Source organism: Bacillus sp. Au-Bac7 (genome assembly GCF_021341655.1).
Classification (GTDB): Bacteria; Bacillota; Bacilli; order Bacillales; family Cytobacillaceae; genus Niallia.
Genome location: NZ_JAJTTG010000005.1, coordinates 113,998 through 135,260, shown reverse-complemented (window position 1 = coordinate 135,260; position 21,263 = coordinate 113,998). Strand labels below are relative to the sequence as shown.

Here is a 21,263-nt window from a genome sequence, read left to right as displayed (position 1 = left end):
ATAAGAAAGATGCCCTTTACTAGAATTTCTTACAGGAGGATTTACGCTGCTCGGGAGCAGTGAATCCCTGCAGCGTATCCCTTACATGTGTTTTCGCCATTCTGGACTATAAAGCCATCTTTCAAAAAAACACTGGGATAGCTAACAATTTCAAACCAATAAATTTATAATATAACTATCTATTTTTTAAGGTGGTTCCATCATGAACAAGTACGAAGCAATCTCAGCAGAAATGAAGAAAAGAATTAAAGAGTCCTACTATGCTTTCGATCAGCCAATTCCTGATGAAATAACTCTTTCGAAAGAGTTTTCCTGCAGCAGGATGACGATGAAAAGAGCGCTTGACACATTGGTCCTTGAAGGGCTTCTTTACCGGAAAAGAGGACATGGCACATTTATTGTCAAATCAGCCATTCAAGACAGCCGCGTAAATGTATTGAGCAATGAGGTCACAGGTTTGTCCAGACTGATGGAGGGGCAGCAGGTGACAAGCAAGGTCATTAAGTTTGAAGTTGGTTTTCCATCAGAAGACGTTGCTGAACATCTTGCTATCGACCTGAAAACACCTGTTTACTATTTGATTCGGTTAAGGCTTGTAAACGGGGAGCCTTACGTTATGGAGATAACGTATATGCCGACAACCCTTATTACAGGCATTACGGATGAGATATTGGACGGTTCCATTTATGAGCATATCACGAAAAGCTTAGGTCTCACGATTGCCGGCTCACATCGTAAGATACGGGCATGCAAGTCCAATGAGTTAGATCAAGCTCATCTTGTATGTATGAAGGATGACCCTATCTTGGAAGTAGAGCATGTGGGTTTTTTAAACAATGGAGTTCCGTTCGAGTATTCCTTTTCAAGGCATCGATATGATAAGTTTGAGGTAACAACAGTAAATATTAAGCGCTGAAATATTTAAAAGGCTTTGGAGGTTTCCGGCCTTTTTTTTTTGTGCCATAATAAAATAAAAATTATAATATTTTTTTCAAAATACCTATTTACATTAACGCTGCGTAAACCTTTAAGATGAAATAGTCAGGAGGAGATGCTTAGTGGAATACACGATTAAAAGCTTAAGTCAAATAGCTGGAATCAGCACCAGAACATTAAGGTATTATGATGAAATTGGTCTGCTTAAGCCGGCAAGGGTCAATTCATCAGGCTACCGTATATATGGAAAAAAAGAGGTAGAGCTGCTTCAACAAATCTTGATTTATCGAGAGCTTGAAGTCAGTTTAGAGGATATTAAACAAATTATTTCTTCCCCTTCCTTTGATATTAAAGGAGCGTTAGAGGAACATAGGGCGAATCTCCTGGCAAAACGAAACCGTATAGACATGATTATTCAAAATGTCGACAAAACGTTAGAAGAGACGAAAGGAAGAGTGAGAATGAGCGATAAAGACAGGTTTGAAGGTTTAAAGCAAAAAATGGTCGAAGAAAACGAACAGAAGTATGGCGAAGAGCTTCGACAAAAGTATGGGGAGGACACAATCGATCAGTCTAACAAGAAATTGCTGAAGATGACAGAAGCCGAATTCACAGAAGCAGAAAGGCTTGGGGAAGAGGTGTTGGAAAGATTAAAAGAAGCAATGAAAACAGGAGATCCACAAAGTGCGGCAGCACAAAGGACTGCAGAGCTTCATAAGCGCTGGCTCACGTTTTATTGGAATTCCTACAGCAAAGAAGCTCATGCTAATCTTGCCAGAATGTATGTGGACGATGAGCGGTTTACTGCCTATTACGATAAGGTTGAACAAGGTGCGGCTGTTTTTTTAAGAGATGCTATTCTCCACTATACTAGCTTATGAGGGGTAAACGAAAAGACCAGCGTGATTGAGGTATTTCAATCATCTGGTCTTTTTATACTTTTGTTAAGTAGGATGCCAGACTCAGCCAGTTTTCTTCCACAAGCTTTGAAAGCTCCTGGTGGTTTCCGTTTTCGAGACAGGCAATTATTTCGTTATGTTGGCGGATGGATGAAAGACCGTCCACCTTATTAAATTTAAGCAACTCAAGTCTTCTAATTTTCGGAAGAAGGCGCTCAAGCGCCATTTCAATCTCTGGATTATTGGATGCATGCAATAGCACAGAGTGAAATTGATCGTCTTTTTTAATTGCTTCATATTTATCTTCTTTCATTATTGCTTTTTCAAAATCTTCATTTAAGGTGATTAGTTCCTTGCAGTGTGCTTCCGTTAAATAAGGCAGAGCGAGTTTTGCAGCTAAAGCATTTAAGGCTGCAACGACTGTAAAGGCATGTTTAGCCTGTTCAATGTCAATCAAGCTAACCTTTGTTTCTGAACCAGGAGAAGATATGACTAGTCCCTCATCCTCCAATCTTTTCAACGCTTCTCTTACTGGTGTCCTGCTGACGCCGAATTGTTCAGCAAGAAGCTTGTCGCTGATCTTTTCGCCAGGGGCGAGTTCGAGATGAATTACGGCCTGCTTTAACTGTTGGTATACTTGATCTCTTAAGGAAATTCTGCTGATTTGAGAAATATTTTTCATACAAACAATATATCATAATTTTCAATTTGACACATAATAGGGTCAAGTAAATTTTAATTAAATAAGTGCATGTAAAAGAATATGGAAAAATTGAAATGCTGACACCAGTTGCTTTACAGAACAGCAACTTTATCTAGGAGACATATGCGATGAACATGGTAGTTTGTGTTTGTTGCGAAATTGCTTGTGATTGTTCATAATCTGCTCTTTTTTATCTCATACTAATTATGCATCACTATATCATTAGCATGGGAGGCAAAATCATGGCGAAGGAAAAAAAGACAAAAACAAATAATCAATGGGCTGCAGCTAATGCAGAAGTTACAAGTAAAAGAGAAGAAAAAACAGCTACTGATAACCAGTGGGCGTCTACGAACAAAAAATCAGTAGAATAGCAAAAAAAGAATGCAGCGGCTTTTTAGCCATTGCATTCTTTATTTTTATTGCTGCTGTAAGGCAGTTAATCTTTCAATATCATCAGGATCACCGAAAACACGTGAACCAGTATCAAGCTGCTCAATCGCTTTCATATCTTCATCAGTTAAAGTAAAGTCGAACAGATTGGCATTTTCAATAATGCGATGCTCATGAACAGACTTCGGAATGATGATTGTATCTCTTTGAAGATGCCATCTTAGCATAACTTGCGCTGTTGATTTTCCGTATTTATCTCCGATACCTTGCAATGTCGGATTTTCAAAAAGTCCATCTCTGCCTTGAGCTAACGGTGCCCATGCTTCATGTGCAATCCCATGCTTTTCCATATATTCGCGTAATTCTTTTTGCTGGAATAAAGGATGTGTTTCAATCTGATTCAGCATCGGTGTAATTCTTGCCGTTTCTGCAAGCTTTTCAAGATGGTGAATTTGGAAGTTACACACACCGATGGCCTTCACAAGTCCTTCCTCGTACAAATCCTCCATTGCCCGCCATGTTTCGGCATAGTTTGGAGCAGCCCAGTGAATAAGATAAAGATCAAGATATTCAAGCTGCATTTCTTGCAATGATCGGCGCAGTGCTTGTTTCGTTTCTTCATAGCCAAAGTCGCTCAGCCATACCTTTGTTGTAATGAATAATTCCTCCCTCGGCACATCAACTGCTTGTAGTGCATTGCCAACGAAGCTTTCGTTTTCATACCGGGTTGCCGTATCAATGGAACGGTAGCCGTTTTTAATCGCAGCTTTCACTGCATTTTCACATTCTGCAGGATCTTTCACAAGAAAGACTCCTAAGCCTAAATAAGGGATTTCTACACCATTGCTAAGTTTTTTTGTACTGCTAAGTGTTAATGACAATCTTATCAGCTCCTCTAAAGGTTTAAATTGGCCATGTTAAAAGCCCTTACATATTTAAAGAGTATAGCTTGTACCAGATTTTTTCAATGAATATGTATTAAGTTGACTTAGAAAAAATGCAAAAAGCCCTTAACAAATAAATGTTAAGGGCTTATATGAGAGAAATTAATTATTTTACTGCTTCAGGAACAGCTAAGCCAAGTCCTTCTGCAATGCGTGTTCCGTATTCTGGATCTGCTTTGTAGAAGTGTCCGATTTGACGAAGTTTGATTTCTTCTAATTCTACTGGTTTCATTGCACCAACAATGTTTTCTACCAATCTAGCACGCTCTTCTTCTGATAATAAGCGGTATAAATCGCCAGCTTGTGTGTAATGGTCATTGTGATCATATGCAACACTGTCAGCTACTCCAGAAACTGCGAATGAAGATGTTTTGTCCTCGGCAGATTCTTTAGGACCGCTGAAGCTGTTTGGCTCATAATATACAGAGCCTCCGCCATTGCCGTCAAAGCGCATTTGACCATCACGTTGATAGTTATTCACAGGGCTTTGCGGACGGTTGATTGGAAGTGCATTGTGGTTAACACCAACACGGTAGCGGTGTGCATCAGCATATGCAAACAGACGGCCTTGAAGCATTTTATCTGGTGATGCTTCAACTCCTGGTACGAATGTTCCAGGTGAGAATGTTGCTTGCTCAACCTCAGCAAAATAGTTTTCTGGGTTGCGGTTAAGCACCATGCGACCAACTTCAATTAATGGATAGTCTTTTTGAGACCATACTTTTGTTACATCAAATGGATCGAAGCGGTATGTGTTAGCATCTTCAACAGGCATGATTTGTACATATAATGTCCAAGCAGGGAAGTCGCCAGCTTCAATAGCATTGAATAAATCTTCTGTATGATAATCTGGGTTTTCACCAGCTAATTTTGCTGCAGTTGCAACATCAAGATTTTTCACACCTTGCTCTGTCTTGAAGTGATATTTCACCCAAACAGCTTCGCCTTCTTTGTTTACCCATTTAAAGGTATGGCTTCCGAAACCATGCATATGGCGAAGTGTTGCAGGGATACCGCGGTCAGACATCAAGATTGAAACTTGGTGCAGTGATTCTGGTGAATGAGACCAGAAATCCCAAACTGCAGTAGGGTTTTTCAAATGTGTTTTTGGATCTCTTTTTTGTGTATGAATAAAGTCAGGGAACTTGATTGCATCACGGATAAAGAATACAGGCGTATTGTTACCAACGATATCATAGTTACCTTCTTCTGTATAAAACTTAACAGCGAAACCGCGTGGGTCACGAACTGTATCAGCAGAACCTAGCTCACCTGCAACTGTAGAGAAGCGAATGAACATTGGAGTTCTTTTACCTACTTCATTAAGGAAGTTAGCTTTTGTATATTTTGTTAAGTCATTTGTCACTTCGAAGTAGCCGTGTGCGCCAGCTCCTTTTGCGTGAACAACACGCTCAGGTACACGTTCTCTGTTAAAATGAGCTAATTTCTCAAGCAAATGAACATCTTGGATTAATGTTGGTCCGCGGTCGCCAGCAGTCATAGAGTTTTGGTTGTCTCCTACTGGTGCACCCCAGCTAGTAGTTAGTTTATTGTTTGACATATAATCACCTCATAATTTGTTGGTTCTTTATCTTATGTACATAATAATATCATCTATAATTAAAAAATCAATACTATTTTATAATTATTATAAATAACTTTTTTTGAATGATAGAATGCTAAAATGAAAGATTCTTGTAATGATAAGAAAGGAAGGGGTTACACAGCAGAGAAAATAGAACAGCTATTACAGGGAATTGAATGATAAAGGAGAAAATTTTACAACGATTGAGAAAGAGGCAGTTCTTTTCATCATCATCCAATCAATCATATGTATGCATGCAGACAATAGAATATTCAGAAGAATAAACTAGGATTAGCCCTATAATTATTTTATAATGAGTAGTAGAATACGACGTAAAAAATATTTTGCTGTCACGAAAATAGTAGGAGGCATCATCTTGGAAAACAATCGGGTACCATTAAGGGAAAAAAGTGTAGTTTTCATTGGCTTTATGGGCGTTGGCAAAACAAGTATAGGGAAGATAGTTGCCAAAAAGCTGTATCGCGACTTTTTGGATGTAGATCATGTTATTGAAGAAGAGTATGGCATGCCTGTTTCAAAAATCTTCGAACAGGTTGGAGAAAAAGCATTCAGAGAAAAAGAAAAGCAAGTGGTGACAGAGCTGAGCAAAAAAAAGCTCCTTGTTCTTTCACTTGGCGGCGGTTCCTTCTTGCAGGAAGAAATTAAGCAGGCTTGCTTAGACAACTGTATTGTTATCCATCTAGACCTATCTTGGGATTCTTGGAAGGATCGAATTAATCTTATCATTGACAGCAGACCTGTCCTTAAGGATAAATCGCTTGATGATATGGAGGAGCTGTTCAACAGCAGGAAACAAATTTATGCTGACCACCATTCGAAGGTAGATACAGACAGCAAGGATATGGAAGAAATTGCAGATTATATTGTTGATTCTTTAAAATATGCTTGGGATTTATATGAACCAAGGTAATTAAAACGAAGATCAACAATAACAATAGAGGTGCATAAATGGTTAGACCGTTAAAAATTAGAGCTGTTACAATCGGTGAAGGCATACCCAAAATCTGTGTTTCATTAATTGGTGAAACAGCAAGCCAGCTTAAGGAAGAAGCAGAATTTTTGATGAGCGAAGGAGTCGATGTAATTGAATGGCGCGTTGACTTTTTTGAAAATGGAGACGATGTAAACGAAGTACTTCGTACGCTCACATATATTAGAAATTGGATCGGTGATACGCCTCTTGTTTTTACCTTCCGAAGCAAGAAGGAAGGCGGCGAAAGAGAGATTGAGCGGGAAGCTTATAGTATGATAAATAAAGCGGCAGCAAGTTCAGGAGCTGCTGATTTAATAGATGTGGAGCTGTTTGGGCAAGAAGAAGATGTAGTGGAGCTTATTAAGTTTGCTCATGACCACCAAGTTGCGGTCATCCTTTCCAATCATGATTTTGGTCAGACACCGGCGAAAGAAGAAATCATTGCCCGGCTGAAAAAGGCACAGGAATTGGGCGGGGACCTGCCTAAGATTGCACTCATGCCGCAAAGCATGCAAGATGTGATTACACTGTTGGATGCAGTAAATACGATGAAAGAGAAATATGCGGACAGACCAATCATAGCTATGTCAATGGGAGGACAAGGAGCTATAAGCCGTATTGCCGGCGAAGCTTTTGGTTCGGCTCTTACATTTGGCGCCGCAAAAAAAGCCTCTGCTCCTGGACAAATACCGATCGGGAAATTAAAACAAGCAATGGCTATCTTGCATGACAGCATATGACAACATAGAGAATCTGTTAAGGATTCTCCTTTTTTTATAATCTAATTTCAGAAAGGGACCTGATATGAACGAAAAAGACATTGAATTGTATGAAGTGGAAGAAATCATAAAAAAGAGTAAAGAGTTTTTTGAAACAAAACAAACATTAGATGTTAGCTTCCGAATAAACCAGCTTAAAAAATTACGGCAGGCTATTCTTGATAATGAAGGAAAGCTTATAGATGCTTTGCAATCAGATTTAGGCAAGCATCCATTTGAGTCCTATGCAACAGAAATAGGCTTTGTATTGCAAAGCATCACCTATACGATAAAAAACTTATCAAAATGGACAAAAATAAAAAAAGTAAGCTCGCCAATAGCGCTTTTTCCAGCCAAAAGCTATATCCGTCACGAGCCGTATGGCACAGTGCTGATTATTGGTCCCTTCAACTATCCGTTTCAGCTTCTGATTGAACCGCTCATTGGCGCAATCGCAGCAGGAAACTGTGCTGTCTTAAAACCGTCCGAACTAGTACCTGCTGTAGCAAAGACTGTAACAGAAATGATTTCAGCCACATTTGATCCAAGTTTTGTGTGTATAGTCGAAGGAGGAGTAGAAACGAACAAGGCACTCCTTCAAGGGAAATTCGATTATATATTTTTTACGGGAAGTCCAGCTGTTGGGAAGCTTGTTATGAAGGCAGCCGCAGAAAACCTCGTTCCTGTAACGTTAGAATTAGGAGGCAAAAGTCCGGCAATTGTTGATGAAACGGCAGATATAAAGCTGGCTGCTGACAAGATTATATGGGGAAAGACAGTCAATGCAGGACAAACCTGTGTCGCTCCAGATTATGTGTTAGCACATGAACGTATAAAGGATGAACTTATCGAGGAAATGAAAAAGACGATAACTCGTTTTTATGGAGAATCAGTTGAAAGAAGTGAGCATTTCGGAAGAATTGTTAATATGAGGCATTTTGCGCGGCTTCAGCAAATTATGAAAGCGGAAGAAGGAAGCATTGTGCATGGCGGTGGCGGGAAGGAAGACGAAAGGTTCCTTGAGCCAACAATAATAAGTGCTGACTGGGATTCACCTTCCATGCAGGATGAAATCTTTGGACCAATCTTGCCGATTATCGGCTATTCAGAAAAAAGGGCAGCAGTAAAAAAGGTAACAAGCATGCCAAAGGCTCTCGCGATGTATATTTTCACACAAAATAAGATGGAGGAAGAGTATTGGCTAAACACTGTCCCATCTGGCGGTGTCAGCATAAATGATACACTGACACATTTGGCAAATCCTAATTTGCCGTTCGGAGGCGTTGGAACCTCAGGTATTGGTTCCTATCATGGTATCTACAGCTTTGAGGCTTTTTCCCATAAGAGAAGTGTTTTAAAAAGGGGAAAAAGCTTAAAGATGACAGACCTCTTTCCTCCATATACAGATCAGCAGCTCAAGCTTGTCCGACGGTTTTTGAAATGATGGTTTTTCTCCATAAAATTGTAAAATATAAAAAAGACTTTTTAAAACAGGAGGACTTTCGTTGGAAATTGATTTATTCGAGGAAGCTTCAGCCTTTATTCAATTATGCTACTCTGAATGGGAGCAAAATGATCGGATTGAAGGTAGATTGGCAGAAATAAAATCGCAAATTTTATCCCAAGGATACTATGAGCATACATATGAAGAACTGGCATATGGTGCAATGCTTGCCTGGAGAAACAGCAATCGCTGTATCGGCAGATTATTTTGGAAGAATCTCCATGTAATCGATAGGAGATCTGTACGATCGGAAGAGGAAATGATTAATTCATTATTTGAACATATGGAGTATGCAACTAATGGGGGAAAAATAAGGCCGACTATCACTGTATTTCCGCAAGAGAAAGCAGGCGAGTCTTTCCATATTTTGAATCATCAATTGCTTCGTTATGCTGGCTATAATACAAAATATGGAATAGTAGGAGATCCTGATTCCATCTCCTTTACAGAATACTGTGAGACACTTGGCTGGAAAGGGCAGGGAACGAATTTTGATATATTGCCGCTCGTCGTGCAAATCAATCAAAATAAACCGAAGCTGGTTGAAATCCCGGCAGAGCTTGTATTACAAGTGCCCATCTGCCATCCGGAATATAGCTGGTTCGCCGACTTAGAGCTGCAGTGGTATGCTGTGCCGATCATTTCGAGCATGAGGCTGGAGATTGGCGGCATTTCTTATACTGCAGCCCCATTTAACGGCTGGTATATGGGAACAGAAATCGGCGCAAGAAACCTTGCTGATGAAAACCGTTATAATATGCTTCCAGCTATTGGGGAAGCAATGGGACTTCAAACGAAAAAGTCTGCCTCTTTATGGAAAGACAAGGCGCTTGTCGAATTGAATATTGCCGTTTTGGAATCATTTCGGCAATTAGGTGTGACCATTGTTGATCATCATACAGCGGCACAGCAGTTTAAAATATTTGAAGGCAAGGAGGAGGAGGCAGGCCGGGATATAACTGGAAATTGGGCTTGGCTGATTCCGCCTCTGTCTCCTGCTGCGACGCACATCTTTCATAAACGCTATAACAATGAAATAAAAAAGCCTAATTTCTTCAACAGGCGAAAAAATTAGGCATTGTTCGTTATTCTCCTTTAAAGGAAGTAACACCAAAAGTTTGGGTATAATCGTAGCCATTAAAATATATGTCTAAGTCGTGAAAGTATCGATGGAGGCTGCGCATAGCATCTCGATTGTCGTTTGCTGCTACAAGGTTTGCCGCTTCTTTAATAAGGTCTAAATCAGCAGAGATTTGACTGTTATTAATGACCATATTCTCAGCTTGGGACAGTATGCTTTCTGCCGCTTCTTTTTGTTCTGTATAATCCGCTGTCTCAAGTTTACCCCAGCCTAGTGTTTCATTATAGAAATCATGCCAATCAGAGATAAAGTCATGGCCGCTTGAGCCGTCAGCCAATGTAACGATGCTTTCATCCATTGGTTCATGGACTGGTTCTGTGCTCATATCTTCTGACCCTGCCGACTGAGAAGAAGCTGCACTCACGGCAGGCTTTTCACTCTTTGATTCTAAAGGTTTATCTTTTTCTAAGAATATCAAGACAGCGAAAACGACGGAGGCAGTCAACCCCCCAATGCCAATCACTATCCCGATAAGCCAGATAATCATTTTTTTCCATTGCAATCTAAATCAACCCCTTATGTTGATGTTTCGTTATGTCTTGTCTATCATTTCGCTAATAGAGTGGAAAATCCTTCATAAGAAAGGTAAATATGCTAAAAAACCAAATTTATTAGGAGAATTTCATTCCTTCACCAACAAGCAGCTGCTGAATAGAAAGGCAATAGAGTGGAAATAGTATAGAAAAAGGAGCATGAGGAAAAAGGAGTGTTAGCTTGTCTGCAGAGGATATGAATATGCCGCTTTTTATTAAGAGTCAGCTTAAAGCAGATTTGCATTCTCTATTAGCAAATCTCCATAGCCTGTATGACTCCATTGGTGAACGAGATTGCTGTGTTTTAAATGATTTTGAAAAAATGAACAAGCAGTTTAAAAGCATTCACAGCTTCGCAGCCTCTTACTATTTGCAATCCTATTTGGAGCCGTTCACAGATTATATGGAGATGCTTACGGCATCTGCCCAGCAATTTTCGGAGAAGCGGCATGGTGCGCTGATTGCTATGAAAAGAAAGGATAATTTAGAGGATTTCGTCCATTCCGGGATTACCTTAAATGCACAACTGTCTTCCAACCTACTTGAAGCCATTTTCTATCCAGGGAACCCGCTACATGATGGCGGTGTATTGATTGATAAAGATATGATTGTGTCGGCTGCTAATATTTTTCCTACGTCTCAATTTTATAATGGGAAAGATAAACTCGGTACAAGACATAGAGCAGCTATCGGCATTACAGAGCAGACAGATGCATTGGTTATCGTTGTTTCAGAAGAAACAGGGAGAATCTCCTTCTCCATTGACGGTCAGCTCTTTCCTGTCCAAACAAGTACCTTTATGTAGTGATGAAAAGCTTGAAGCGTTTTGTTCAAGCTTTTTTTGCTGTGCTTTTAGCATGTTAGGCAGCAGTTCGGAGCAAGATTAACAGTCCGATAAAGAAAAAGAAGATGGTCATGTAATAAAGAGTACGAAATCCTCGGTTGGAAATATTGACAGGTGTTCTTCCATCCATCGGGACCAATCGTTTGCCGATATGACTAAATATTCTTGCATAAATCCAATAAAGGCTGTAAGAATCCCAAAAATCCCAGCCATTTCTAAAACGGATAAAGCCGAAGTATTCCAGCACAATTTCAAGGCTGAAGGTCCAGGTAATTAAGACAAAATAGAAGCGGAATGTATCTCCCTTCGGTTCAAATCGAATTAGAAATGTAATAAACAGCCCGAAATTTATTACGACAGCTGGCAGAATATAGCTGACGGGAAGTGCATAGCGGTAAAAGCCATTAAAATAAAAGAATAAACAAAGCAGGATGGAAAGCACCGCATGAATGAGAAGGGTTGTTTTATAGTACTGGAACTTTTTCCAAAGCACGAGTGTACATCCTGCTGCCCCTGACAGAATTGCCGCACACAGTATATACCAATTTATGTCCACATTTTTCTCTCCTTCATAACGATAAGGATTCTGTTTTAGCTTTTGCAAAAACAGAAAAAAATATGTTTAATTAAGCCTGCTTGTATTTCTCTTTTAGGAAAGGGATGGAAAGAGCAGATGAATTCCCAAACAGGAAAAAAACGGCTATAATTCCCTTATGTGAAAGCGTTTAAATAATAGGAGAGGTGACAGGCAATATGGCATTGATTAAATGTGATTTTTTCTCTGAAAGCTTGCAATTGAGCACTTCGATGACAGTAATTCTGCCGCAGGAAACAAACGCACAAATTGGCATGAAAAATACTGTCAGCGGGAATAAGCACCAGACACTCTATTTACTTCACGGGCTGAGTGATGACCACACGATATGGACAAGAAGGACATCTATTGAGCGCTATGCGGCACCCCTTGGCTTAGCAGTAGTTATGCCGCAGGTTGACAGAAGTTTTTATACAAATATGGCTTACGGCAACAAATATTGGACTTTTTTGACAGAGGAGCTGCCTATGGTCGCAAGGTCTTTTTTTCCTTTATCAGAAGCAAGGGAAGATAATTTTGTGGCAGGCCTGTCGATGGGCGGCTATGGAGCATTCAAATGGGCTCTGAATAAGCCCGATAGTTTTATCGCAGCAGCCAGCCTTTCAGGTGCAATGGATGTAGAAACACTTCAAGATAGATCAGAAGGTGGCCTTTATCAGCTTATCTTTGGAGAAAACAGCATTAGAGGGACAGAGCATGATCTATTTTCTCTTGTAGAAAAGGTAAAGGATCAGAACGTGAAACCTTCCCTTTACCAATGCTGCGGCACAGAGGACTTTCTATTTGAAGATAATAAGCGGTTTAAGCAGGCTTGTGAACATACTGCATTTGACTATACGTATGAATTCTCTCCAGGAGAACATGAATGGGGATATTGGGATAAAAAAATTCAGGATGTGCTTGAGTGGCTTCCTTTAAGGAAATGACAATACAGCTGGAGGTTGATCCTCCAGCTGTATATCATAGTTCTTGCTTTAGTAAATCGATGAGATCAGTGTAGCTGTCAGGCATAGTCTGTTTAAAACGTTCAGAGAAAGCAGCTGCTGTGGTAAGCACATGAATGCTTTCTAGCGGATGCTTTCCGACAGCGCTCTCTGCTGAAAGCATTACACCATTTGTGCCGTCTAAAACAGCTTGGAATACATCTGTTACTTCTGCTCTTGTAGGAACAGCATTTTCTGTCATAGACTGAAGCATTTGTGTAGCAGTCACAACGAATTTTCCGCTTTTATTACATTCAGCAAGTATCGCTTTTTGCAAGAGAGGTATCCAATAATAAGGAAGCTCCACACCTAAGTCACCCCTTGCCAGCATGATAGCATCTGCTGCTTCACAAATATCAATAAAGCTGGATACTGCCTCTAATGTCTCAATTTTTGCCATCAGCTTTGGCGGAGTGTTGGTGAATGTTTTTATATATTCTCTTATTTCCTGTAAATGATTTGCTTTTCGAATAAAGGAGCATGCGATAATATCTATATCATGCTTTAACAGAAACTCAATATCCCCTTTGTCTTTTTCTGTAATAGCAGGTAACGATAGGGATGTTCCTGGAACGTTGACACCTTTTCGAGATGCGATGCTTCCCCCTGCTTTAACAATCGTTTTGGCGGTGCTTTCCCCTGTTTCAACAACATGAAGCTCTACCTCACCATCATTAATAAGGACTCTGCTTCCAACCTTTATATCTTGGATAAACCCCTTGTAATCAACACTTGCCTGTGTGTTATCTCCATCTATTTCATCAACGGTCAGCATGAAGCTGTCCCCATCCTTCAACAATACCTTATCTCCCGTTATTTTTCCTAAGCGGATTTTCGGCCCTTGCAAATCTCCTAGTATCTTGATGGCAATTCCTGTTGTCTTGCTTATGCTTCGAACCGCTTCTATAACAGCGAGATGATCTGTTTGGCTGCCATGTGACATGTTTAACCTAATAATAGTCATTCCTTTTTCGACAAGCCCTTGGAGGATGTCTTCTTTGCTGCTTGCAGGTCCAATGGTGCAGACTTTATCAATCATAGGTGATGCCTCCTTAAAAAATTTTTACAGATAGTATAACCTGATCTGAATTTATAAGTCCCCGTGTTGAAAAAGAGCAACTCCCCATGAGTGAGCAGCAGCCGATTAGAGGTTTTTTTGAAATTGCGTATTCTATGTATGAAAATACAGAGAATGTTAACAGTAACACTTCTTAATTCAAAGGCTAGGCTCGTTCGTTTGCTAACTGCCAGCTTGATTTATATTGTTCCATTCTTAGAATTTGAAACTGAACAATGGGGAAAGGGGCTGATTGCACATTAGTTGTGCAGGAACTTGATGTGTTATTTTATTCAACGTACAACTTCAGTGCTCCTCATTAAATGGCACAAGACATTTCTATTTTTATGATTGCTATTAAAGCGGCTGAAATGGGTAGTGCTTATTGGCCCTGCTTTTTTTCTGGCTTATTTCAGCGATGATAATGATGTTATCTGTTCTAACTCCCCAAAGATCATCATTGCCAATGAATTCAAACCCAAGCAGTCGTAAAAGGCTCTCCAAGCTTTCTTTATTCTCTGTTGCCTGCTGATTTACATGAGTATCGATTAGTTTGACATTGTCCTCCATAATCTTATAAAAACTGAAGTTGACTAGGTAAATTGTATTGTACATGCTCCAAGCTCCTCAATGATGGACTAAGTAAACTCTAATCATTATATATATATATTTTGGAGAGGAAATCTCAATATTGAAATGGATCATCCCATGCAGACTCATAATCTCTGCATAACTTTGACATTAAAAATGTGTTCTTGAAAGAAAACGGAAAAATTGGGCAGACTGCATGTTATAATGACAATCGATTATAGGAAAGAAAAAGGAGGAGAAAGATTGGCCAATAAAACGCATGAATTATTAAATGGCTGGACGCTTCTAGCGGACAGATCCTACAAAATGTTCGCAAATCAGAATTCTTATGTCCTGCTGGATGAAGAAAATGATGTAGTAATGCAATTTTCTGTCACAGACCAGGAGTTTGAAGTAGTTTCTTCCAATTGGAACCTGAATTTTAAGATTATACCTGCATTTAAGACAGTTAAGATTTTAAATATTCCATCTGAAGAATAACAGCTGTATAGAAGTGTTAAGCTAGCCGGAAAATGATTAGGCTAGTTTTTTTATGGAATAAAAAAGGGGAATTTATTATATTGCTAAAAAAACTTAGTGATTTTGTCTTGAAAGGAGTAAGCTGTGAATGAAGAGGTTTACAAATAATGTAAAATATATATTGTCGATAAATTGGTAGTTTTGTAGAGGTAACAATGACAAATTATAGGAAAAATTAATCATTTTAATCAAAATAATACAAATTATCTAATATTTTTACAGAATTCTAGTGTGAATTTTACAATATTAAGATATCTTTAATTGGTAAGGCAATTTATGGACCAAGGAGGATATAGATGAAGGGGAAACAAAGTTTTAAAATTTTGTCAATATTGCTAATTTTCACTTTAGTTATACCGAACTTCTTAGGCAATTTTACTCCAAGTGTTTCTGCTGCAAGCCAAACGGCTGATGACTTATTTATTTCTGAATACATAGAAGGCAGCTCAAACAATAAAGCAATTGAAATTTTTAATGGGACTGGCAGTGAAGTAGATCTTGCCAGCTATAGTCTGGTACTTTATGCCAATGGTAAGACAGAACCTAATACAACATTAAAGCTTGAAGGGAAGCTTGCAGATGGAGATGTGTATGTTATCACACATAGCTCTGCCAGCGCCGCAATAAAGGAAAAGGCTGATATTCAGCATGGTGTCGTCAACTTTAATGGTGACGATGTAATTGAGCTCAAAAAAAATGATGCAGTCATCGATGTGTTTGGCACTGTTGGTGTGCAAGAAAAATGGGGAGATGGTGCTGCTGAAAACCATACTCTTATTCGCAAAAGCTCTGTAACGAAAGGAAGCATTGGAAGTGAGAGCTTTGATCCAGCATTAGAATGGGATATCTATGATATTGATCATTTTGCTGATCTTGGCAAGCATACTTTTGGAGATACAGACAATGGAAGTGAAAACCCAGGACAAGAGGAAGAGGAAACTCCTTCCACTCCAACAGACAAAATCTCTATTTCTGATGCACGAGCAAAAAATGGACAAGTTGTAACAGTTGAAGGTGTTGTAACTGCTGATAATGAAGGAATCGGCGGCGGCAAGCTATCAACATATATTCAAGATGATACAGCAGGTATCAATCTATATGCAAATAATGCTGGCAGTTTCCCGGCCCTAAAAGAGGGACAAAAAGTAAAAGTAACAGGAAAAGTCACAGAATATAACAAATTGCTGGAAATAGCACCAACTGCTGATGGAATTGAAATCATATCAGAAGGAAACGCAGTACCAGCACCAATTGAATTTTCACTAGAAAACATGGCAGATGCTAGTCTTGCTGAGCAAAAAGAAGGCCAGTTAGTTAAGTTTAAAGGGTATGTACAATCCATTCCTGCCACTCCAGCTGGAGGGGGCTATAATGTTTCCGTAATTGATGAGAACTTTAATGGAACAACATTGCGAGTAATGGAAGGAACACAGGCTATATCTGCTATTGAAGCAGGAAAATGGTATGAGTTTACAGGTGTATTGAGTCAATATAATACTTACCAAGTGTTGCCAAGAAAGGCATCTGACGTAACATTGCTTGCTGAGCAGCCTGATGCACCAACTTCAGCAGGAGAATATGAATCTACTGTTAGCAGTGTAGTAGACGGAGATACTATTCATCTTGAATCACCAGTTCTTGGGGCGACAAAGGTGCGTTACGTGAATATTGATACACCGGAAACGTATCATACTCCAAAAAATGCTGCTGATGAAAGTCAGCTAGAGCATGGACAAGAAGCAAAGGCATATTTAAATTCCCTATTAAAACCAGGTGATAAAGTAATCGTTAAGGTCGGAGAAGAGGCAACAGATGACTATGGAAGACTGCTTGCTCAAATCATCCGCAAGAGCGATAACTTGAATACAAACTTGGAAATGGTTAAACAAGGGTATGCATCGACTTACTTCATTTGGCCAATCGGAGAGGAAGCTGAATATAATCAGTTTCAATCTGCGGTAAAAGAAGCAAAGGACAATGGCAAAGGTATCTGGAATGCAGAGAATCCTCTAGAAGAATTGCCATTTGAATTCCGGGCAAGAGAGCAAGGTAAAGGATTAACGAGATATGTCGGAAATTCTGAGACAAAGGAATATGTGGAGCCTTCTAAATTTGCAGAGGTGCCTGTTGAAAAACGCATCTTCTTTGCAAGTGCAGAAGAAGCAGAAACAAATGGCTATAAAGCTAAAAATCAAGGAAGCAAGGAAAATATTAAACTGCAGCTTTTAAGCGTTAATGATTTGCATGGGAAGATCAGCGAAGAATATGCAGATGGTTCAAACACAATTGGCAGAATGGATTATTTAGCTGCATATTTACGTGAACGAGAAGCTGAAAATCCTAATACACTGCTTGTACATGCTGGTGATATGGTAGGCGGTAGTCCTCCTGTATCTGCATTGCTGCAAGATGAGCCAACTGTAGAAATTATGGAATCATTAGGGTTCGATGTTGGGACAGTCGGAAACCATGAGTTCGATGAAGGTGTGGACGAAATGCTGCGCCTCATTAATGGCGGAGAGCATCCAAACGGAACGGAAAACTATGATGGCATTAATTTCCCAATGGTAGCGGCAAATGTAGAATACAAGGATACAGGTAAGCTAGTGCTTGATCCATACACAATTAAGGAAGTTGAAGGCGTGAAAGTTGGATTTATCGGTGTTGCAACGACTGATACGCCAAATATGATTATCAGTAAAGGAAATGAAAATATTCGCTTCACAGATGAAACAGCAGCAATCAACAAATTCGTACCAGAGCTGCAAAATCAAGGTGTTGAAGCAATCATCGTCCTTGCTCACGTTCCTGGCAATCAATCAGGTGACAGTGCGACAGGTGATATTGCTAATATTGCGAAAAACGTAGACGATGCAGTCGATGTTCTATTTGCAGCCCATAATCATGTGAAGATTGATGCAGTTGTTGATAATAAGCTGATTGTTCAAGCTGGAGAATATGGCAAAGCATTCGCAGATGTAGAGCTTGAAATTGACCCAGCAACTGGTGATATCGTTAAAAAATCTGCTGATATTGTTGATGTAGTGCAGGCGGGTGTCACACCTGATCCAGAGGTTTCTGCAATCTTAAACAAGTATTCGGAGGAAGTTGGTCCGAAGCTGAATGAGGTAATTGGAGAAGCAGCAACGATTATGGAAGGTGGCTATGCTACAAAAGGTGCAGTTGGCGATAATGCGCTCGGAAACTTGATTGCAGACGGCATGCTTACTGCAATGGATAGTGACTTTGCGCTGATGAACGGCGGCGGCATTCGTGATGACTTAAATGCTGGTGACATTACTTGGAATGAATTGTTCAATATTCAGCCATTTGGCAATACTTTAGTTAAGCTGGAAATAAGTGGTGATGACTTACGGGAAATTTTGAACAGCCAATTCAGCAGCTATGGTCCTGATGTCAGTATTGGCGGCTTCTCCTATACATGGGACAGCAAGCAAGGATCATTTGGTAAAGTTGTTGATATCTTCTTGCCAAATGGAGAAAAAATTGATCCAGATGGCAAATACACAATAACAGTGAATAACTATATGTACCCACATAGCAGCGATAAGTATTTGCTTGCTAAGCTTGGTGAAAACCCTGTTCAAGGGGGAGAAGACCTGCAAGCGACTGTTGATTATGTGAAAAGCTTCAATGGTCCAATTTCTTACAATACGGGAAGAATCTCAGAAGTGAATGCTACTGATGGTCCAACAGGCAATATTTCAGCACAGCTATTAGGTGTAAATGACCTACACGGTAAAATAGATGTTACTGGAACAGTAGATGGCGTTAATTATGGTTATGCTTCTTACTTGGCAACCTATTTAAAACAGCATGAAGCAGAAAATGAAAACACATTACTTGTTCATGCAGGCGATATGATTGGCGGCAGCTCACCAGTTTCTGCATTGCTTCAAGATGAGCCGACAGTTGAGATAATGGAAGCATTAGGCTTTGATGTCGGAACTGTTGGGAACCATGAGTTTGACGAAGGTGTGGACGAGATGCTCCGCATGATTAATGGCGGCGAGCACCCGAATGGCACTGCCGGTTATGACGGCATGAACTTCCCAATTGTTGCAGCAAATGTGGAATATAAGGATACAGGTAAGCTTGTGCTTGATCCATATACAATTAAAGATGTGGATGGCGTAAAAGTAGGCTTTATCGGTGTGGCAAATATTGATACACCAAGCCAGATTATTGCAAAAGGAAATGAAAATGTTCGTTTCACAGATGAAACAGAAGCGATCAATAAATATGTTCCTGAGCTTCAAAAGCAAGGAATAGAGGCAATTGTAGTGGTTACTCATGTTCCTGGAAATCAAGATGCAAACAGTGGAGAAATTACAGGAACTATCGCTGATATCGCGAACAAAGTGGATGATGCGGTTGATGTTATCTTTGCAGCACATAATCATGTTAAAATAAACGGTTTAGTTGATAATAAGCTGATTGTTCAAGCATGGGAATATGGCAAGGCGTTTTCTGATATTGATTTAGAAATCGATCCAGTTACGAAGGACATTGTGAAGAAATCTGCTGAAATAGTAGATGTGAAACAAGAGGGAGTTACACCAGATGCAAAAGTGCAAGCAATTCTTGATAAATATCAAGACATAGTTGGCCCTAAGCTGAAGGAAGTTGTTGGAGTAGCGGCAACGGATATTTTAGGTGGTTACGCTTCTAAAGGGGAAGTCGGTGACAATGCACTTGGTAACTTAATTGCTGATGGCATGGTAGCAGCAATGGACAGTGATTTTGCTTTAATGAACGGCGGAGGAATTCGTGATGACTTGCTTCAAGGTGAAATCACATGGGAGGAATTGTTTAATATTCAACCATTCGGTAACACGTTAGTTAAATTAGAGCTGACAGGTGCTGAATTAAAAGAAGTGCTTAATACTCAATTCAGCTCATACGGTCCAGATGTAAGCATTGCAGGCTTTAAGTATACGTGGGATGCATCACTTGGTGAATTTGGAGAAGTAGTTGATTTAATGCTGCCAGACGGCTCAAAATTAGACTTGTCTAAAACATATACAGTTGTTGTTAATAACTATATGTACCCACATACTACGGACAAATACCGTTTAACTGAATTCGGTGAAAATCCTGTACAAGGACCGGATGATCTGCAGGCGACAGTAGATTTTGTTAAGTCATTTACAGAGCCGATTTCATACAGTGCAGAAAAACGAATTTCTGAAATCACTGATGAAGACACAGAAACACCAGGTGAGAATCCAGAAACACCAGGTGAAAGTCCAGAAACACCAGGTGAGAATCCAGAAACACCAGGTGAAAGTCCAGAAACACCAGGTGAAAGTCCAGAAACACCAGGTGAGAATCCAGAAACACCAGGTGAGAATCCAGAAACACCAGGTGAAAATCCAGAAACACCAGGTGAGAATCCAGAAACACCAGGTGAAAATCCAGAAACACCAGGTGAGAGTCCAGAAACACCAGGTGAAAATCCAGAAACACCAGGTGAGAATCCAGAACCAGGTGAGAATCCAGAAACGCCTGATAAAGAGACAAATCCAACACCTGTGCTGCCGAATACAGCAACAATGGACTATAATTATCTTCTGATTGGGTGTATGATGCTAGTAGTAGGAAGTGTTGTACTATTCGTAAAAAGAAGAAAGGCGTAAGCTGATAATGAAAAAATTGAAATGGTTTGCCCTCCTGCTTATAGTAGGAGGAGCGGTTTTTCTCGGATTGGGAGCATGGAATATAGCTGAAACAAAGGTGAAAACAGAGCAATCATTATCAAAGGCAGAAGCTGTGGTTAAAGAGAAAAAGGACGATTGGGTGGATGAGGAGCAGGATAATCGTTTCGTGCCTCCTACAGGGGAATCGGTCGGCATTCTGGAAATACCAAAAATCGAAGGGAACTTGCCGATTGTAGAAGGAACAGATCCGGATGATTTGGAAAAAGGTGTCGGACACTTTAAGGGCAGCTATTATCCGAACGAAAATGGTCAAATTGTCTTATCAGGACATCGTGATACGGTGTTCAGAAGGGCTGGTGAATTAGAACTCGGTGATGAGCTGAGAGTGGTGCTTCCATATGGAAGCTTCTCCTATGAAATCACGTCCACAAAGATTGTTGAAGCAGATGATCAGACTATTATTACGTTGGATAATACGAAAGAAGAGCTCGTCTTGACCACTTGCTATCCTTTCAGCTTTGTTGGCAATGCGCCGCAGCGCTATATTATTTATGCGAAAAAGGTGTGAAAAAAAGCAAACTCGTCCGCCGAGTTTGCTTTTTT

19 protein-coding genes are annotated in these 21,263 nt (G+C 39.9%); 12 read left to right on the top strand and 7 right to left on the bottom strand.

Annotated features, from left to right (window positions below):
• The first annotated feature begins 202 nt into the window (after positions 1-202).
• Complete coding sequence (locus LXM54_RS17585; protein WP_233316554.1) at positions 203-916, top strand: GntR family transcriptional regulator; 714 nt, start codon at positions 203-205, stop codon at positions 914-916.
• Between the two features lie 142 nt (positions 917-1,058).
• Positions 1,059-1,817 (top strand): MerR family transcriptional regulator, encoded by a 759-nt coding sequence (locus LXM54_RS17580; protein ID WP_233316553.1) that lies wholly within the window; start codon positions 1,059-1,061, stop codon positions 1,815-1,817.
• Between the two features lie 52 nt (positions 1,818-1,869).
• Here LXM54_RS17580 and LXM54_RS17575 read toward each other — a convergent pair whose 3' ends face one another.
• Positions 1,870-2,517, bottom strand: coding sequence for a GntR family transcriptional regulator (locus LXM54_RS17575; RefSeq protein WP_233316552.1), 648 nt, complete (start codon positions 2,515-2,517; stop codon positions 1,870-1,872).
• Positions 2,518-2,780: 263 nt separating this feature from the next.
• Here LXM54_RS17575 and LXM54_RS28045 point away from each other — a divergent pair, with 263 nt between their 5' ends.
• The gene (locus LXM54_RS28045; protein WP_267913432.1) at positions 2,781-2,912 is read left to right on the top strand and encodes a hypothetical protein; all 132 of its coding nucleotides are present in this window, start codon (positions 2,781-2,783) and stop codon (positions 2,910-2,912) included.
• 45 nt (positions 2,913-2,957) lie between these two features.
• On the opposite strand, the gene LXM54_RS17570 is transcribed toward LXM54_RS28045, so the two are convergent.
• Both LXM54_RS17570 and katA read right to left on the bottom strand, forming a co-directional pair.
• A complete protein-coding gene (locus LXM54_RS17570; RefSeq protein ID WP_233316551.1) occupies positions 2,958-3,812 on the bottom strand; it encodes an aldo/keto reductase in 855 nt (284 codons plus the stop codon).
• Between the two features lie 169 nt (positions 3,813-3,981).
• Positions 3,982-5,436, bottom strand: a complete 1,455-nt coding sequence (gene katA / locus LXM54_RS17565) for a catalase KatA (protein ID WP_233316550.1) — start codon at positions 5,434-5,436, stop codon at positions 3,982-3,984.
• Between the two features lie 400 nt (positions 5,437-5,836).
• Between katA and LXM54_RS17560 the strand changes: the two genes are divergently transcribed.
• The 4 genes from LXM54_RS17560 (at position 5,837) to LXM54_RS17545 (ending at position 9,791) form a co-directional block, all read left to right on the top strand.
• A complete protein-coding gene (locus tag LXM54_RS17560) occupies positions 5,837-6,391 on the top strand; it encodes a shikimate kinase (protein ID WP_396953777.1) in 555 nt (184 codons plus the stop codon).
• A 38-nt stretch (positions 6,392-6,429) separates the two neighbouring features.
• On the top strand, positions 6,430-7,194 hold the full coding sequence (gene aroD / locus LXM54_RS17555; RefSeq protein WP_233316549.1) for a type I 3-dehydroquinate dehydratase: 765 nt from the start codon (positions 6,430-6,432) through the stop codon (positions 7,192-7,194).
• A 64-nt stretch (positions 7,195-7,258) separates the two neighbouring features.
• Positions 7,259-8,656, top strand: a complete 1,398-nt coding sequence (locus tag LXM54_RS17550; protein ID WP_233316548.1) for an aldehyde dehydrogenase — start codon at positions 7,259-7,261, stop codon at positions 8,654-8,656.
• A 61-nt stretch (positions 8,657-8,717) separates the two neighbouring features.
• Positions 8,718-9,791: a nitric oxide synthase oxygenase gene (locus LXM54_RS17545; RefSeq protein ID WP_233316547.1), complete on the top strand. Its 1,074-nt coding sequence runs from the start codon at positions 8,718-8,720 to the stop codon at positions 9,789-9,791.
• Between the two features lie 10 nt (positions 9,792-9,801).
• Here the strand turns inward: LXM54_RS17545 and LXM54_RS17540 are convergent, their stop codons facing one another.
• Entirely contained in the window at positions 9,802-10,359 is a 558-nt protein-coding gene (locus tag LXM54_RS17540) for a hypothetical protein (protein ID WP_233316546.1), read from the bottom strand.
• Between the two features lie 212 nt (positions 10,360-10,571).
• Here LXM54_RS17540 and cdaS point away from each other — a divergent pair, with 212 nt between their 5' ends.
• Positions 10,572-11,195 carry a sporulation-specific diadenylate cyclase CdaS gene (cdaS, locus tag LXM54_RS17535; RefSeq protein ID WP_233316545.1) on the top strand — a complete coding sequence of 208 codons (624 nt, stop codon included), beginning with the start codon at positions 10,572-10,574 and terminating at the stop codon, positions 11,193-11,195.
• A gap of 55 nt (positions 11,196-11,250) precedes the next feature.
• Here cdaS and LXM54_RS17530 read toward each other — a convergent pair whose 3' ends face one another.
• Positions 11,251-11,790 carry a hypothetical protein gene (locus LXM54_RS17530; protein ID WP_233316544.1) on the bottom strand — a complete coding sequence of 180 codons (540 nt, stop codon included), beginning with the start codon at positions 11,788-11,790 and terminating at the stop codon, positions 11,251-11,253.
• A 197-nt stretch (positions 11,791-11,987) separates the two neighbouring features.
• Here LXM54_RS17530 and LXM54_RS17525 point away from each other — a divergent pair, with 197 nt between their 5' ends.
• Complete coding sequence (locus LXM54_RS17525; protein ID WP_233316543.1) at positions 11,988-12,755, top strand: alpha/beta hydrolase; 768 nt, start codon at positions 11,988-11,990, stop codon at positions 12,753-12,755.
• A gap of 34 nt (positions 12,756-12,789) precedes the next feature.
• Here the strand turns inward: LXM54_RS17525 and pyk are convergent, their stop codons facing one another.
• Together pyk and LXM54_RS17515 are read right to left on the bottom strand one after the other, a co-directional pair.
• Complete coding sequence (pyk, locus tag LXM54_RS17520) at positions 12,790-13,851, bottom strand: pyruvate kinase (RefSeq protein ID WP_233316542.1); 1,062 nt, start codon at positions 13,849-13,851, stop codon at positions 12,790-12,792.
• A 375-nt stretch (positions 13,852-14,226) separates the two neighbouring features.
• Positions 14,227-14,484, bottom strand: coding sequence for a hypothetical protein (locus LXM54_RS17515; RefSeq protein ID WP_233316541.1), 258 nt, complete (start codon positions 14,482-14,484; stop codon positions 14,227-14,229).
• Between the two features lie 219 nt (positions 14,485-14,703).
• Here LXM54_RS17515 and LXM54_RS17510 point away from each other — a divergent pair, with 219 nt between their 5' ends.
• The 3 genes from LXM54_RS17510 (at position 14,704) to LXM54_RS17490 (ending at position 21,228) form a co-directional block, all read left to right on the top strand.
• The gene (locus tag LXM54_RS17510) at positions 14,704-14,940 is read left to right on the top strand and encodes a hypothetical protein (protein WP_233316540.1); all 237 of its coding nucleotides are present in this window, start codon (positions 14,704-14,706) and stop codon (positions 14,938-14,940) included.
• Between the two features lie 335 nt (positions 14,941-15,275).
• Positions 15,276-20,639, top strand: a complete 5,364-nt coding sequence (locus tag LXM54_RS28310; protein WP_325169586.1) for a 5'-nucleotidase C-terminal domain-containing protein — start codon at positions 15,276-15,278, stop codon at positions 20,637-20,639.
• A 7-nt stretch (positions 20,640-20,646) separates the two neighbouring features.
• Positions 20,647-21,228, top strand: a complete 582-nt coding sequence (locus LXM54_RS17490) for a class D sortase (protein ID WP_233316539.1) — start codon at positions 20,647-20,649, stop codon at positions 21,226-21,228.
• Positions 21,229-21,263: the final 35 nt, after the last annotated feature.